The 15,265-nt window shown below is 61.0% G+C and carries 14 protein-coding genes; 2 read left to right on the top strand and 12 right to left on the bottom strand.

The features are described from left to right. The first annotated feature begins 29 nt into the window (after window positions 1-29). Entirely contained in the window at window positions 30-953 is a 924-nt protein-coding gene (locus tag PspR84_RS12775) for a LysR family transcriptional regulator (protein WP_160057524.1), read from the top strand. Window positions 954-986: 33 nt separating this feature from the next. Here PspR84_RS12775 and PspR84_RS12770 read toward each other — a convergent pair whose 3' ends face one another. From PspR84_RS12770 to gabT, 3 genes are all read right to left on the bottom strand, one after another. Beyond that, window positions 987-1,475: an Lrp/AsnC family transcriptional regulator gene (locus tag PspR84_RS12770; protein ID WP_016987783.1), complete on the bottom strand. Its 489-nt coding sequence runs from the start codon at window positions 1,473-1,475 to the stop codon at window positions 987-989. A gap of 44 nt (window positions 1,476-1,519) precedes the next feature. Then, window positions 1,520-2,176: a 2-haloalkanoic acid dehalogenase gene (locus PspR84_RS12765; protein ID WP_123594368.1), complete on the bottom strand. Its 657-nt coding sequence runs from the start codon at window positions 2,174-2,176 to the stop codon at window positions 1,520-1,522. 95 nt (window positions 2,177-2,271) lie between these two features. Further along, window positions 2,272-3,564 carry a 4-aminobutyrate--2-oxoglutarate transaminase gene (gene gabT / locus PspR84_RS12760; protein ID WP_150729112.1) on the bottom strand — a complete coding sequence of 431 codons (1,293 nt, stop codon included), beginning with the start codon at window positions 3,562-3,564 and terminating at the stop codon, window positions 2,272-2,274. Between the two features lie 271 nt (window positions 3,565-3,835). Between gabT and PspR84_RS12755 the strand changes: the two genes are divergently transcribed. Continuing rightward, window positions 3,836-4,762: a glyoxylate/hydroxypyruvate reductase A gene (locus PspR84_RS12755; protein WP_160057523.1), complete on the top strand. Its 927-nt coding sequence runs from the start codon at window positions 3,836-3,838 to the stop codon at window positions 4,760-4,762. 118 nt (window positions 4,763-4,880) lie between these two features. On the opposite strand, the gene PspR84_RS12750 is transcribed toward PspR84_RS12755, so the two are convergent. The 9 genes from PspR84_RS12750 to PspR84_RS12710 form a co-directional block, all read right to left on the bottom strand. Next, window positions 4,881-5,960 carry a tartrate dehydrogenase gene (locus tag PspR84_RS12750; protein ID WP_137216568.1) on the bottom strand — a complete coding sequence of 360 codons (1,080 nt, stop codon included), beginning with the start codon at window positions 5,958-5,960 and terminating at the stop codon, window positions 4,881-4,883. Window positions 5,961-5,986: 26 nt separating this feature from the next. Beyond that, window positions 5,987-7,444, bottom strand: a complete 1,458-nt coding sequence (locus PspR84_RS12745; RefSeq protein ID WP_160057522.1) for an NAD-dependent succinate-semialdehyde dehydrogenase — start codon at window positions 7,442-7,444, stop codon at window positions 5,987-5,989. A 161-nt stretch (window positions 7,445-7,605) separates the two neighbouring features. Beyond that, entirely contained in the window at window positions 7,606-8,763 is a 1,158-nt protein-coding gene (gene argE / locus PspR84_RS12740; RefSeq protein WP_160057521.1) for an acetylornithine deacetylase, read from the bottom strand. Next, window positions 8,760-9,914, bottom strand: coding sequence for an FAD-binding oxidoreductase (locus tag PspR84_RS12735; protein WP_137216565.1), 1,155 nt, complete (start codon window positions 9,912-9,914; stop codon window positions 8,760-8,762). Before PspR84_RS12735 ends, argE begins: the two co-directional genes overlap by 4 nt. Continuing rightward, on the bottom strand, window positions 9,911-11,287 hold the full coding sequence (locus PspR84_RS12730) for an FAD-dependent oxidoreductase (RefSeq protein WP_160057520.1): 1,377 nt from the start codon (window positions 11,285-11,287) through the stop codon (window positions 9,911-9,913). Before PspR84_RS12730 ends, PspR84_RS12735 begins: the two co-directional genes overlap by 4 nt. Then, entirely contained in the window at window positions 11,269-11,577 is a 309-nt protein-coding gene (locus PspR84_RS12725; RefSeq protein ID WP_160057519.1) for a (2Fe-2S)-binding protein, read from the bottom strand. Before PspR84_RS12725 ends, PspR84_RS12730 begins: the two co-directional genes overlap by 19 nt. Continuing rightward, window positions 11,574-13,415: an ABC transporter ATP-binding protein gene (locus tag PspR84_RS12720; RefSeq protein ID WP_160057518.1), complete on the bottom strand. Its 1,842-nt coding sequence runs from the start codon at window positions 13,413-13,415 to the stop codon at window positions 11,574-11,576. Before PspR84_RS12720 ends, PspR84_RS12725 begins: the two co-directional genes overlap by 4 nt. A gap of 1 nt (window position 13,416) precedes the next feature. Next, the gene (locus PspR84_RS12715) at window positions 13,417-14,292 is read right to left on the bottom strand and encodes an ABC transporter permease (protein ID WP_160057517.1); all 876 of its coding nucleotides are present in this window, start codon (window positions 14,290-14,292) and stop codon (window positions 13,417-13,419) included. Then, a complete protein-coding gene (locus tag PspR84_RS12710) occupies window positions 14,289-15,245 on the bottom strand; it encodes an ABC transporter permease (RefSeq protein ID WP_077572462.1) in 957 nt (318 codons plus the stop codon). Before PspR84_RS12710 ends, PspR84_RS12715 begins: the two co-directional genes overlap by 4 nt. Window positions 15,246-15,265 lie beyond the last annotated feature (20 nt).

Here is a 15,265-nt window from a genome sequence, read left to right as displayed (position 1 = left end):
AACCGTCAGTTGATCCTCAGGCTTACTCCATGAAGCGCCACTTTGAAGACTTGCAGTTAGGCAGCATCGAACTCTTTTGCCTCGCCGCTGAAGCCGGCAGTTTCACCGCTGCCGCCCAGCTTGCGGGTGTAACGCCGGCAGCGGTGAGCCGGTCGATTCTGCGTCTGGAACAGCGCTTGGGATCGCGCCTGTTTGCGCGAACCACGCGCAGCATTCGCTTGACCGAAGCTGGCAGAAACTTTTTCGTCCAGTGCAGCCAGGCGCTGACGCAACTGGTCGAAGCGCAACAGGAAGTCATGGGCGCACAGACGTCACCCTCAGGGCTGTTGCGCATCAGCCTGCCCACCACTTATGGGCATCACCGTATCCTGCCGCTGCTGCCAAAATTCCGCGCGCTCTACCCCGACGTCACCGTCGACATCCACTTGGGCAACCGCAATATCGACTTTGTCGGCGAAGGCTACGATCTGGCAATCCGCGTCCGCGCCCAACCGGATTCGACCATGGTCGCGCGCCTGCTGGAGGATGCAAAACTGGTGGTGGTCGCCTCTCCCGACTATCTGAAAAAGGCTGGCGTACCGCAGACGCTTGAGGATCTGGTGCAACACGAATGCATTCAGTTCGAACTGCCGAGCAGCGGACGGCGGATCTCCTGGCTGTTCCAGGAAAACGGCGATGATCTGGAAGTGATTTCCGAGGGAGGCTACTCCTGCTCAGACGATGTGCTTGGCGGCGTCACCCTGGCCAAACACGGCGCGGGGGTCTTCCAGACGTACAAGTTCATCGTCGAAAAGGAGCTGGCCGACGGCAGCCTCGTTGAGGTGCTACAGCCTTACGCCGGACGCTCGCGACCTTACACCTTGCTCTACCCGCACGGCCGCTATGTGCCGCAACGGGTCAGGGCGTTTGTCGATTTTCTGCTGCAGTTTCGTGATGAGTGGGCCGGGGCTTAGCGCTGAAGTCCACGCGGTGGCAGTCACTGCAGTTCAATGCCGCAGCAATTTGCGCAGCGGCACGCCATCCTTGAGTACGGGCGACTTGATGACGATGTAACTGAAGTACTTGGAAATGCCGATATTTTTGTCCAGCAAGCTTTCGATCACTTCCTGATAATGCTGGATGCTGCGGGTCATGAAGCGCACCAGATAATCGTAGCCGCCGCTGATCAGATGACACTCAAGCACTTCGTCGACCAAACGAATATTCGATTCGAATTTGGCGAAATCCTCGCGTTTGTGATCGCTCAAGGTGATTTCGGTAAACACCGTGACCGAGTCGGTGATCTTCGCCAGATTCAGGTGCGCTTTGTAGCTGGAAATATAACCCGCTGATTCCAGTCGCTTGACCCGTTGCAGACACGGACTGGCCGACAGCCCGACGGCATCGGCCAGGCTGACGTTGGTCATGCGGCCATCCTTCTGCAACTCGACCAGAATGCTGATGTCGATCCGGTCCAGTTTTACTATCCCTTCCATTGCATACCTCTGACTGCCATTTGTAGGACAATCTTCTAGCAAAATCAGCGCCGTAATGACAGCTGATGCTGAGTCACCAGGTCCGCCATGCTGTTGATGCAGTATTGCGCCGAGCAGGGCGTGGGTTGCCTGCCCCGATCACGACTGATCAGGCACACGTCATTCTCCGACCCTCGGCGCGCACCTGCGCGCGTGATATGGAGAATGTCGCCCGGTACCAGTGCGTTGGCGCTCAGCCAATTGGCGTCCTGCAACGGTGCGTCAGCCAATGAAATGAAGTCGTCGGCATTGATCCCCAAACGCTCGCACAGCGGGCCACGATCTTCGGCATCGCGGTCACCCTGGACCAGCAGGCGGTAGAACTTGCGCAGGTACAACATCGCACCTGGCGCGTCTTCGAACAATGACCATGCCGCCACCGACCGGGCAAAGCTCATGCCCTCCTCCCAACTGGCATTCAAGCCCCAGCGTTCGGCGAGTTGACGATGGGCGAAACACAACATGCCACTGAAGCCTAGCTCAGCGAAACGCGGATACAGCGCATGCAGCACTTCACGGTATTCAGCCAGCACCTGATCCTTGTCCGGATGACCACCCCGACTGACCAGCAGCGGTAGCAATGCCGTCCAGACTCCCGAGTCGCGGTCGACCAGCGCTTCATCGCAATCAATGAGCAACGCTCGATAATCAATCAGTCCCATGGCGTGCGAAGCCTCCAATGATGCATTCCATCCGTCCATGCTCCACAAATGCTCACAAGCGATGCGCTGACGCACCGCCGCGAGCGCACAGGCACTCAGTTCAAGACGCGTGCCAAGGCGCTTTCGAGAATCTGCAAGGCTTCGTCGATCTGCGTCGGCGTGGCCACCAGTGGCGCGAGAAAACGCAGAACATTGCGGTGCACACCGCACTTGATCACCAGCAAGCCGCCCTTGCGCGCCTCATCGATCAAGCGTTGATTCAGATCCGCATCGGGTGTACGCGCGTCGTCAGGCTTGATCAACTCGATCGCCAGCATGAAACCGGTACCGCGCACGTCGCCGATTTGCGCGTAACGGCTCTGCAACTTCAACAAACCCTGACGCAAGTGTTCGCCCAGCGCCTCGCCGCGTGCCAGCAACTGCTCCGCCTCAAAGGCCTCGATCACCGCCAGCGCCGCTGCGCATGACAACGCGTTGCCGCCGTAAGTGCCGCCCAGACCTCCGGGCAACGGCGCGTCCATGATGGCCGCTTTACCGACCACCCCCGACAGCGGCAAACCACCGGCCAGACTTTTCGCCACGGTTACCAGATCAGGCTGGATGCCCGCGTGCTGGAAACCGAACCATTTGCCCGTGCGGCCGAACCCCGTCTGGATTTCATCGAGAATCAGCACGATGCCGTGCTTTTCGGTCAGCGCGCGCAGGGCCTGAAGGAACTCGGCCGGTGCCGCGAGAAAGCCGCCGTCGCCCTGCACGGGTTCGATGATGATGGCAGCCACCCGCTCAGGCGCCACTTGCGTTGCGAACAGTTCCTCGAGGGCCTTGAGCGCCATGTCACTGGTCAGGCCGCGATAGGCATTCGGGTAAGGCGTGTGAAAGACCTCCGGTGCAAACGGGCCGAAGTTCTGTTTGTAAGGCTGGCTCATGCCGGTCAGCGTGGTGCCCAGCAAGGTACGGCCATGGAAGCCGCCACGAAAGGCAATCACCGCCGAACGGCCGGTGTGAGCCCTGGCGATTTTCACTGCGTTCTCGACCGCTTCGGCGCCGGAGGTGAAGAACGCGGCCTTATAGGCTTGCTGGCCGCCGATCATTTCACACAGGCGCTGGGCCAGATCCAGATAAGGTTGATAGGCGACCACCTGGAAGCAGGCGTGCGAAATCTTGTGCAATTGCTGCTGCACCGCCGCCACCACTTTGGGATGGTTGTGACCGATGTTCAACACGCCGATGCCGCCGACAAAATCCAGGTAGCGCTTGCCGTCCACGTCCCACAACTCGGCGCCCTGGGCGCGATCAATCACCAATGGGTGAGCGGTAACCAGGCCTCGCGGCACGAATTGATCGCGCTGACGGAGCAAATGAGGGGTGTCGTCGACTTTGCTATTCATGGCATTTCCCATCGTGAGTCCGGCAACCTGGAGGTGGTTGCGATGGTGTTCAGATTAAGGCTTGCGCGAAACGAACTACGCCGAACTTCCCCCCTGAGAAATTCGGATCGACTGTTTTGACCCTGCCAAACGGCAGATTCCTTCAGCCCGCCGAATCTGCCGCCGTCGCGTTCATCGAGCGTGACGCAGACCGTTTGCACTGACGCTTTCGACAGATCCTGCGCCGGCATTGCGCGATCATGAAAGCACCTACCCCTTTCAGGAATTGCTCATGGCCCTGCTTTATAAAGCTGACCCTGTACGCGGCGAACAGTGGCAAGCGTTGTTCGCCGAACACGCCCCGGACATCGAATGGCGCGCCTGGCCAAATATCGGCGATGCGGCCGATATTGATTACCTGGCTGCGTGGCAAGCGCCGGACGATCTGGCTGCGGTGTTGCCAAACCTGAAAGTGTTGTTCGCGCTGTCGGCCGGTGTCGATCAACTCGATCTGAGCCGCATTCCACCCAGCCTGCCGGTGGTGCGCCTGCTTGATCCCGGCATCACCCGTGGCATGTGCGAATACGCCAGTTTCGCCGTGCTCAGCCTGCACCGCGACATGCTGCGTTACCGTCAGCAACAAATCGCGCGTTGCTGGCAAGCGCATATGCTGCAACCGGCGCACACGCGGCGGGTCGGGGTAATGGGGCTCGGTGCGCAGGCGCAACAGATTCTGGCGACGTTGCAGCCGCTGGGGTTCGCGTTGAAAGGCTGGGCGCGCAGCCGCCATCAAATTGCCGGCGTGGATTGCTTCGCGGGTGACGCGCAACTGTCGGCGTTTCTCAGCCAGTGCGACATTCTCCTGTGCGTGTTGCCGCTGACCGAACAGACCCAAGGGATTCTTGATCGTGACGTGTTCCGGCAACTGCCGCACGGTGCGGCGCTGATCAATATGGGCCGTGGTGGGCATCTGGTGGAAAGCGATTTGTTGCAAGCACTGGACAGCGGACAGCTCAGTGGCGCGGTGCTTGATGTATTACAAGAAGAACCAGCACTGGCGGATCATCCGTTCTGGGCGCATCCAAAGATTCTGCTGACGCCGCACATTGCGGCGATGACGCAACCGCAAAGCGCATTTGCGGTGTTGCTGGAAAACATTCGCCGGTTTCAGCGCGGGGAGCCAATGGCGGGCCAGATCGACCGCCAGCAGGGTTACTGAAAACATCAATAACCCAAGTGTGCGAGCCTGCTCACGAATGCGCATCGTCAGTTGATCGTCTCCGGGCTGACACCGCTTTCGCGAGCAGGCTCGCTTCCCCAGGCTGATTGACGTGGGCTTAAAGGATGTCGGCGATGGCTTTACCGACGTCTTGCGTCGCGCCTTTTCCGCCGAGATCCGGGGTAATCGGGCCGTCGGCAATCACCTGCTCGATTGCCCGCAATATCCCGTCATGCGCGGCCCGATAACGCTCATCACCGTTGCCGAGAAAATCGAGCATCAACGCACCGGACCAGATCATCGCAATCGGATTGGCAATGTTCTGCCCGTAGATATCCGGCGCCGAACCATGCACCGGTTCGAACAACGAGGGAAAACGCCGCTCAGGATCGAGGTTGGCCGAAGGCGCAATGCCGATGGTTCCGGCACACGCCGGCCCCAGGTCGGACAGGATGTCGCCAAACAGATTCGAGGCCACGACCACATCAAATCGATCCGGTTGCAAGACGAACCGTGCGCAGAGGATATCGATGTGTTGCTTGTCCCAGGTAACTTGCGGGTAGTTAGCCGCCATCAACGCGGTGCGCTCGTCCCAGTAGGGCATGCTGATGGAAATGCCGTTGGACTTGGTCGCCGCCGTCAGACGCTGGCGCGGACGGGTCTGGGCCAGATCGAAGGCAAATTTCAGAATTCGGTCGACACCGCGACGGGTGAACACTGACTCTTGCAGCACGAACTCATGCTCGGTGCCTTCGAACATTTTTCCGCCGACCGAGGAATACTCGCCCTCCGTGTTCTCGCGGATCACCACGAAGTCGATGTCGCCCGGTTCGCGCCCGGCCAGCGGGCACGGGACACCGGGAAACAGACGCACCGGACGGATATTCACGTACTGGTCGAAATCGCGGCGAAACTTCAGCAGTGATCCCCACAACGAAATGTGATCGGGCACCTTGTCCGGCCAGCCGACCGCGCCGAAATAAATCGCGTCGAAGCCCTTGAGCTGCTCAAACCAGTCATCGGGCATCATTTGCCCATGCTCCAGGTAATAATCGCAGTTGGCCCATTCAAGAACTTCAATGTTCAAGTCCAACTGCCATTTGCTCGCAGCCTTCTCCAGCACACGCAAACCTTCGGGCAACACTTCCTTGCCAATGCCGTCGCCGGCAATCGCGGCGATCTTGAATGCCTTGCTCATTGAACCTGCCTCCCCATGCACGTGAATTACAGCCCGCCGATGTGGAAGGCTTTGACTTCAAGGTATTCATCCAGGCCGTACTTGCTGCCCTCGCGGCCCAGCCCCGATTGCTTGATACCGCCGAACGGCGCGACATCCATGGAGATGATTCCGGTATTAAGGCCGACCATGCCGAACTCCAGCGCTTCGCCGAACCGCCAGGAGCGGCGCAGATCCTGGGTGAAATAGTAGGCACCCAAGCCATACGGCGTGGCATTGGCCAGAGCGAGGGCTTGTGCCTCATTGTCAAACCGCATCAACGGCGCCACCGGGCCGAAGGTTTCTTCGTTGGCCAGCAGCATGCCGGCATGGGCATCGCCCAGAACGGTGGGTTGCACGAACTGGCTGCTGGCATCAGGCATGCCGCCACAGAGCAAACGCGCGCCCTGGGTCAGCGCATCGTCAATGTGCCGCGCGACTTTGCTTACTGCGGCCGGGTTGATCAGCGGGCCAATCGTGACATCAGCCTCCAGGCCATTACCGACCTTGAGCTTGCCGACCTCTTCCACCAGTCGCTGAGCGAAGCGTTCATAGATGCCGTTTTGCACAAGGATGCGGTTGGCACAGACGCAAGTCTGGCCGGCATTGCGAAATTTGCTGAGCATGACCCCGGCCACGGCCTGCTCCAGATCGGCGTCATCGAAGACAATGAAGGGCGCGTTACCGCCCAACTCCAGACTCAAGCGCTTGATGTGCTCGGCGCTCTGGCGCATCAGCAAACGGCCTACAGAGGTCGAGCCGGTAAAGGAAATCTTGCGAACTGTCGGGTTGCCGGTCAGCTCTTCGCCAATGCCGGCGGGCATTCCGGTCACCACATTGAACACACCGGCCGGAATACCGACACGCTCTGCCAATACCGCCAGCGCCAGCGCCGACAACGGTGTGAGATCCGACGGTTTGACAATGATCGGGCAACCCGCCGCCAGCGCCGGCGCGCATTTTCGGGTGATCATCGCATTGGGGAAGTTCCACGGCGTGATCGCCGCGCAGACGCCGACCGGTTGTTTCAAGGTCAGCAGCCGACGGTCGCCGCCAGGTGCCGGCATGGTTTCGCCGTAGACACGGCGGGCCTCTTCAGCGAACCACTTGACGAACCCGGCACCGTAGCGGATTTCGCCTTTGGCCTCGTTCAGCGGCTTGCCCTGTTCGCAGGTCATGATCAGTGCCAGATCATCGAGGTTGTCGACCATGGCCTGATACCAACGCTCAAGCAAAGTGGCGCGTTCGGCGGCCGGGCGCGCACGCCAGGCGGGCCAGGCCTTGTCGGCGGCCTCGATGGCGCGGCGGGTCTCCGCGCCTCGCATGGCCGGCACCCGGGCAAGCAACTGACCGCTGGCCGGATCAATAACGTCGAGGGTCGCGGCGTCATCGGCGCCGATCCACTGCCCGTTTATATAAGCGAGTTCTGCCAAAAGGCTGGAGTCTTTCAAACGATTCTTGAGCATGGTCGAGTCCTGATTCGAGACATGCTCCAGTCTAGGGAGGTACTACGGGGGAGGATGCTGAAAGCGCTTTGAGGACGGCGTCGGATGCTGAAATTTTCGCCGCAACAGCAGATCAACACAAAATCCTGTAGGCGCGAGCCGGCTCGCACCTACAGGCACCGTCATTGTTTCAGCGACCCCAGCAAACCCTGAAGAAACCGCTCCCCGGCCTCCATCTGACTGACCTCGATAAACTCATCCGGCTTGTGCGCCTGCTCGATCGAACCCGGCCCGCACACCACCACCGGCACATCCAGACGCTGCTTGAACAAACCGCCTTCCGTGCCGAAAGAGACCTTGGACACACCGGTATCCGGCGCGGCGAAGTTTTTCAGAAAGCGCACGGCTTCGACGCTCGGATGCGTGTCGAGCCCGGGATAGACGTTCAGCGTTTCGATCTCGATGGCGGCGACGCTCGACAGTAAACGCGCCTCGCGCACGATCAGCTCGGCGCGCTCCTGCATCTGCGCGAGAAACTGGTCCAGATCATCGGCCGGCAAGTTGCGCACCTCGAAGTCCAGAGTGCACAGATTGGGCACGATGTTCAGGGCGCGCCCGCCACCAATCTGACCAACATGCACCGTGGTGTAAGGCACGTCGTAATCCGTATCCTGGGCGCCCTGCTCCTGCAATTGGCGCTGACTGTCGCGCAGTGCGGCGATAAAGTCGCAAGCCACGTGAATCGCATTGACCGAGCGAGGCGCCAGTGAGGAATGCGCTTCCAGGCCACGACAGTAGGTGCGATAGGAGCCCTTGCCCTTGTGCCCGAGTACGAACTGCATGTTGGTCGGCTCGCCAATCAGGCACAGAAACGGGCGCACCGGGGCCAGATGCAAAACGTCGAGCAAGCGCCGCACACCGACGCAGCCGGTTTCTTCGTCGTGGGACAATGCCAGTTGCAAAGGCCGGTTCAGCGAATGGTCGGCAGCGTCGAGCATCGCGTCGATGGCCAAGGCAATGAACCCTTTCATGTCGCAACTGCCGCGCCCGTAAATTCGCCCGTCCTGCAGCGTCGCCTGAAACGGCTCAACCGTCCACGCCTGCCCTGCCGCCGGCACGACGTCGGTGTGCCCGGACAGCAGGATACCCGGCAAGGTTTGCGGGCCGGTGCTGGCGAACAGGTTGGCTTTCCTGCCGGTTTGGTCTTTGACGACCAGCGAATCGATGCCCTTGCTCAGCAGCAATTCGCGGACGTAGTCAATCAGGGCCATGTTCGACTCCGAAGAGACTGTGTCGAACGCCAACAAACGTTTGAGAATCTCCAGTACGCGCGGCTTCATGAGGCTTTGCTCCGTTGCTCGGTCAGGGTGGCGAACCGGCGGATGGAGAACGGTTCAATCGAAGTGCTGGTGCTGCCGGTGCTGATCAGTTCGGCCATGACGTCACCCACGCCAGGGCCGAGCTGGAAGCCGTGGCCGCAGAACCCGAAGGCATAGAACAAACCGTCAACCGTGCCGCTCGGTCCCATGATCGGCAAGGAGTCCGGCAGATAACCTTCAATGCCACTCCAGACGCGGATGATGTTCAGATTGCCGACACCTGGCAGCAGGCGCCGCATCTGTTCCATCTGATTGAGCAGACTGCGCGGCTCGAAATAGGCGCGGCGATTGAGCATGTCCGGCTTGCTGCGGTAGCCGCCACCGATGACGATGTTGCCGCGCGGAATCTGCCGAAAATAGATCACTTCCTCGGCGATCTTGGTGTAAACGCCAATCACCGTCGGCAACGCGTACGGCACCGGCTCGGTCACCGCCATTTGCGGGCCGTGGGTGTCCAACGGCACCGGTTCGCCGAACTGTTGCGACAGCTTCTGCCCCCACGCACCGGCAGTAATCAACAACTGCGCCGCGCTGAACTGGCGGCCATCGGTGGTGCTGACGCGAAAATCACCAGCAACCTTTTGCACTTCGGCCACTTCAGTCTGTTCTTCGATCCGCGCCCCCAGACGCCGTGCTGCCCGGGCAAATGCCGGTGCCGCCAGGCGTGGATTGGCGTGGCCATCGTGCGGGGCGTAAGAGCCGCCCTTGACGTCCGGGCCGAGGAAGGGAAAGCGCTCATGCAACGCTTGGCCACGGTAGATTTGCAGATCCAGCTGCGCTGCTTCCGGCGCGTTGGCATACGCCTCCAGTTCGGCAATTTCGTCGTCGCGATAACACACGCGCATGTGCCCGCTGGCGATGAACTCCAGGTCGTCATCGATCAGTTCCGGCAAGCGCTTCCACAATGCCCATGAACGGTTGGCCAGTTCCAGTTGCCCCAGATAGCGGCCCTGACGACGGACGTTGCCGAAGTTGACACCGCTGGCGTACTGGCCGATCTGGTCACGCTCAAGCAGGATCACCGAGTGCCCGCGACGACGCAGGAAAAACGCTGCCGCCGAGCCCATCAAGCCACCGCCGACAATCACCACATCAGCTTTTTCAACAGTCATGGCGACACCTCCTCGGTTAACATCGAAAGCGGTTTGACCGGCGCCTGGCCGCGTTGTCGACCGACCTGCTGCACGCTGACACCCGCCGCTGCCGCGATCACCTCGGCCCCGGCCTGGGAACAATAACGGCCCTGACAGCGGCCCATGCCGACCCGGCTGAACGCTTTGGCACGGTTGACCTCACAGGCGCCCTTCTCGCTGACAGTGCGGCGCAGCTCACCGGCGCTGATCATTTCGCACCGACAGACAATGGCAGCGTCCGGCAACGCCGAGGCTTGCTGCGCAGGCCAGGGAAAGGCTTGCGCCAGGCCAAGACGAAACTGATCCATCACCACCAGCGCCTGCCGTTGTTGCTCACGCAGACCGGCGTTTACCGGTTGGTTCAAATCTTCCAGCAAGGCCATGGCCACCAGTCGCCCGGCGTGCTCAGCCGCATCGGCACCGCGAATTTTCGCGCCGTCGCCGGCAGCGTAGACACCGCTGACCGACGTGCGCCCTGCTTCGTCGACCGCCAGCCACCACTGGCCGGACGCCTGGTCAAACGCCATCCGGCATCCCGCCAGATCCGCCAGCTGAGTTTCCGGACGCAAGTGATAACCCAACGCCACGGCGTCGCAATCCAGACTCAGCGTTTCACCTTTACCGGTGCGTATCCGCACGCCGCTGACACCGCTGGCTGCATCACCCAGGACCTGCAACGGCTCGACGCCGAGGTGCACCGGTATCTTTGCCCGATACAACTGCGCCAACAATTTCATCCCGGTCAACAGCACGCCGGGGCGCGCGAGCAATTTCGGCAGTGCGCCGATGCGCTTGTGCAGCGGCGAGGTGTCCAGCACCGCGGCCACCGTCGCCCCGGCTTTCACATACTGACTGGCCACCAGATACAGCAACGGCCCGCTGCCCATGAACACAACGCTGCGACCAATCGACACCGCCTGCGACTTGAGCGCAATCTGCGCCCCGCCAAGGCTGTAAGTGCCCGCCAGTTGCCAGCCTTCAATCGGCATCAGCCGGTCAGTGGCGCCCGTGCAGAGCAGCAACGCGTCGTAATCCAGCGTCGAGTGCCGGCCCTGACTGACGCAGCACAATTGTCCCGGCGTGAGGTTCCACACCAGGGTGTCCGGACGATAGTCGATCCGCTCGCGCAGGCGATCAAAGCTCTCATGCAGGTCTTGCGCCTTATGCGCTTCGCTGCCGTACAGCGTGGCGTAATTGCGAGTGAAACCCTCGGGCTGGCGACGATAGATTTGTCCGCCGTCGCGGCGATTTTCATCGATCAGCGTCGGTTTGAAACCGGCCGCCACCAGCGTTTCGGCACAACGAATGCCCGCAGGCCCGGCGCCGACAATGACTATGCGTGCAATGGCCATTTTGCCTCCGGTTGCGTGGTGACAATGTCCAGGCCTTCACGCACTTCATTGGAACAGGCGCGCAAACGCTCGCCGCTGCGCGTCCAGACCCAGCAATCCTGGCAGGCGCCCATCAGGCAAAACCCGGCGCGTCGACCTGAATCAAACTCCGATTGACGCAAGGCATTGCCGTGAGTCAGTAAGGCAACCATCAACGTGTCACCCTGCAACGCTTGCACCTGCGCACCATCCACCGTCAGGTTGACGCTAGGTCGCCCCTGTTCGGCCAGCCTTACAAAACGCCCGCTCATGCATAGGCTCCCTGACTCAGATTGATGACATCGCGCTGGGTTTTCAGCAGTTCGATGCTGTCGTGGTGACAGAGAATTTCACTGCCGCCGTCAATGTTGCGACGCGCAGGCGCGCTGCGATTGCACAGGCCATCGACCCGCACCGGACAGCGGTCGAGGAACGTACACAGTTCTGGTTCGTCGGATCTGGCCCCCACCGGCGGCAGTTCCCCACACGTCGTGCCGCAATTCTCCAGCCAGCCCTGGCGCAGTTCCGGGACAGAATGAATCAGCAAGTCGGTGTAGGGGTGAAACGGCGGCTGGGCAAATGCCTGACGCGTCCCGGCCTGAACTTTGTGGCCGCTGTACATCACCACAATGTCATCGCACAGCGCGCGCACGGTGGAGATGTCGTGACTGATAAACAGGTACGAAACACCCAGCTCCTGACGCAGATCGCGCAACAGTTCGAGAATCGCCGCACCCACCACCGTGTCCAGTGCCGAGGTCACTTCATCGCACAGGATCAAGTCCGGTTTTGCCGCCAGCGCACGCGCCAGGTTGACCCGTTGTTTTTGCCCGCCGGACAGTTCATTCGGGCGACGTTCGGCCAGGGTTCGGGGCAAACGCACCAGATCGAGCAGTTCGCCGATTCGTTCGTGCAACGCCGCGCCCTTGAGGCCGAAATACATTTTCAGCGGCCGACCGAGGATGGTGCTGACACTGTGCATAGGGTTAAGCGCGGTATCGGCGTTTTGAAAGACCATCTGTATCCGTCGGAACTGTTCATCGGTGCGCTCGGACAGGCAGCCGCCGAGTGGCTGACCATCGAAGGTCAACCCGCCCAGCGCCGGACACAGCAACCCCGCCACCACCCGCGCCAGCGTCGACTTGCCGGAACCGGACTCACCGATCACGCCGATGGCCTGCCCGCGACGCACGGTCAGATCAATGTCTTCCAATACGCGGATCGCCGGCATGCCGTGCGTGTTCTTGTTGCCGTAGCCTGCGGTCAGGCCTTTGATGGTCAGCAGCGGTTGCTCTTCAGCAATGCCGCAGGGTGGCCGGATCGAGGTGTCCGGGCGCGCGGCGGCCAACAGGCTGCGGGTGTATTCATGGGACGGCCCCTTCAACAACGGCGCGGTAGCGCTCTGTTCGAATATCTGGCCGCCATTGAGCACCACAATCTGGTCAGCCATTTGCGCCACCACCGCCAGATCGTGGGACACGTAGACAGCGGTCGCACCTCGTTCGCGAACCACCCGTTTGAAGGCACGCAACACGTCGATCTGGGTGGTCACATCGAGGGCGGTGGTCGGTTCATCGAGGACCACCAGCAACGGATCGCTGATCAGCGCCATCGCCGCCATCACCCGCTGCAATTGCCCGCCCGACACCTGATGCGGATAACGTTGGCCGATGCGCTCAGGGTTCGGTAATGCGAGGTCGCGAAACAACGCGATGGCTTTGGCTTCGAGCACCGCACGGGTGCCCAAACCGTGAATCAATGCGCCCTCCACCACTTGATCGAGCAGTCTTTTTGCCGGATTGAACGCGGCCGCCGCGCTTTGCGCGATGTACGACACACGGTTGCCGCGCAGTTTTTGCAGTTCTTTTTCGCTGAGGGCCAGCATGTCGTGCTCACCGACCTGCACCACTCCGCCGGACAACCGGCAGCCACGCCGGGCGTACCCGAGCAAGGCCAGGGCGATGGTGGTTTTGCCCGACCCGGACTCACCGATCAGCGCCAATACTTCGCCTTTTTCCAGAGCGAAACTCACGCCTTTGACGATTTCGCTTTCACCGCGCTCGCCACACGCGACCACCCGCAAGTCTTCGACTCGAATCAATTGGCTCATTTCAATGACCTCCCGAACGGCGACTGCGGCGAGACGACAGCCTGTCGATAAACAGATTCACGCCAATGGTCAGGGTGCCGATTGCCAGTGCCGGAATGACGATGGCCGGCGCGCCCTGATTGAGTCCACCGATATTTTCGCGCACCAGCGAGCCAAGGTCGGCGTCGGGTGGTTGCACGCCCAGGCCCAGGAAGCTCATGCCACTGAGCAGCAACACAATAAAGCCGAAGCGCAGGCCCAGATCGGTCAGCACCGGGTTGAGCATGTTCGGCAGGATTTCCACACAGGCAATGTACAGGCGCCGTTCGCCACGGGTACGCGCCACTTGTACGTACTCCAGAGCCTCGATGTTCACTGCCATGCTGCGGGCAATGCGAAAGGCCCCGGGAGCGAAGCTCAGCACGGCGGTGCATACCAGCAACATCACCGACGAACCAAACGCCGAGACCATGATCAGCGCGAGCATCTTGCTCGGGATCGAGATGAACGCGTCCATCAGGCGACTGATCACTTCGTCCAGCCATTTTGGCGACACCACCGCCAGCAGCGCGCAACTGGTGCCCAGGCCACTGGCCAATATCGCCGCAATCAACGCCAGGCCCACCGTGAAGCGGGCGCCGACGAGCACGCGGCTGAGCATGTCACGGCCCAGATAATCCGTGCCGAACGGGTACAGGGCACTGATGCTGTCAAAGACATTGTCCGACACCACTTCGCCCACCGGATGGGGTGCCAGCCACGGGCCGAACATTGCCACCAGCAACCACAGAAGGCACATTGCAGCACCGATCAGACCCAGCCAGGCCGGGCCATGGGACACCTTGCCCACCGACAGGTCGGGCGCTGAAGGCGTCGATTTCACAATGAGATTGTTCATTGGTTTCGCAGCCTCGGGTTGGACAGAATGGCGCACAGGTCGGCGAGCAGCACCAGCCCCAGGTACGCTGTACAGAACAACATGGTGCAGGCCTGAACCAGTGCCATGTCACGGTTGGTCACGGCATCGACCATCAGGCTGGCGATACCGGGATAGTTGAAGATGGTCTCGACGATGACCACCCCGCCCAGCAGGTAGGAAAGGCTCAGGGCGATGGCGTTGGCAATCGGCCCGATCGCGTTGGGCAAGGCGTGCCGCAGTACGATACGAATCGGGCTGACCCCTTTGAGCCGGGCCATTTCCACGTAAGGACTGTCGAGTTGATCGATCACCGCTGCGCGGGTCATGCGGGCCATTTGCGCGACGATCACGCAACACAGGGTCATCACCGGCAACGCGTAAGTGCGCATGAATTGCCACGGTGAAGTGATGTCGCTGGCATAGGACAGCGCCGATAACCAACCCAGGTTTACCGCGAAGATCAGCACCGCCAGGGTCGCCACCAGAAACTCCGGAACCGCGACCATGGCCAGGGTAAAAAAGCTCAACAGGCTGTCGAGTCGCCCGCCCCTACCCATCGCCGAACCGATGCCCAGAATCAGCGCCACCGGTACCGAAACCAGTGCGGTTGCGCCGGCCAGCATCAAGGTGTTGGGGACGCGCCCGGCCATCAGCTCACCCACCGGCATGGCGTTGGAAACCGACAGGCCCATGTCGCCACTGAGCAAGTTCATTAGCCAGTGCAAATAGCGCAACACGCCGGGCTGATCGAGTCCCAGTTTCAGGCGCAACGCCGCGACCTGCTCCGGCGTGGCGAACTGCCCCAGCGATTGTTGCGCGGCGTCGCCCGGCAATACCGCCGTGATCGCGAACACGACCATGGACACAATCAACAACGTCACGATCGCGGCGCCCATGCGCCTACCGATCAACCACAAGGTGTTGCTGTTCATCGCCTGTCCTCCTGCACTGT

The sequence above is a fragment of the Pseudomonas sp. R84 genome (assembly GCF_009834515.1).
GTDB lineage: Bacteria > Pseudomonadota > Gammaproteobacteria > Pseudomonadales > Pseudomonadaceae > Aquipseudomonas.
Note: the sequence above shows the minus strand (reverse complement) of the source record. Positions and strands in the feature narration are given on the sequence as shown.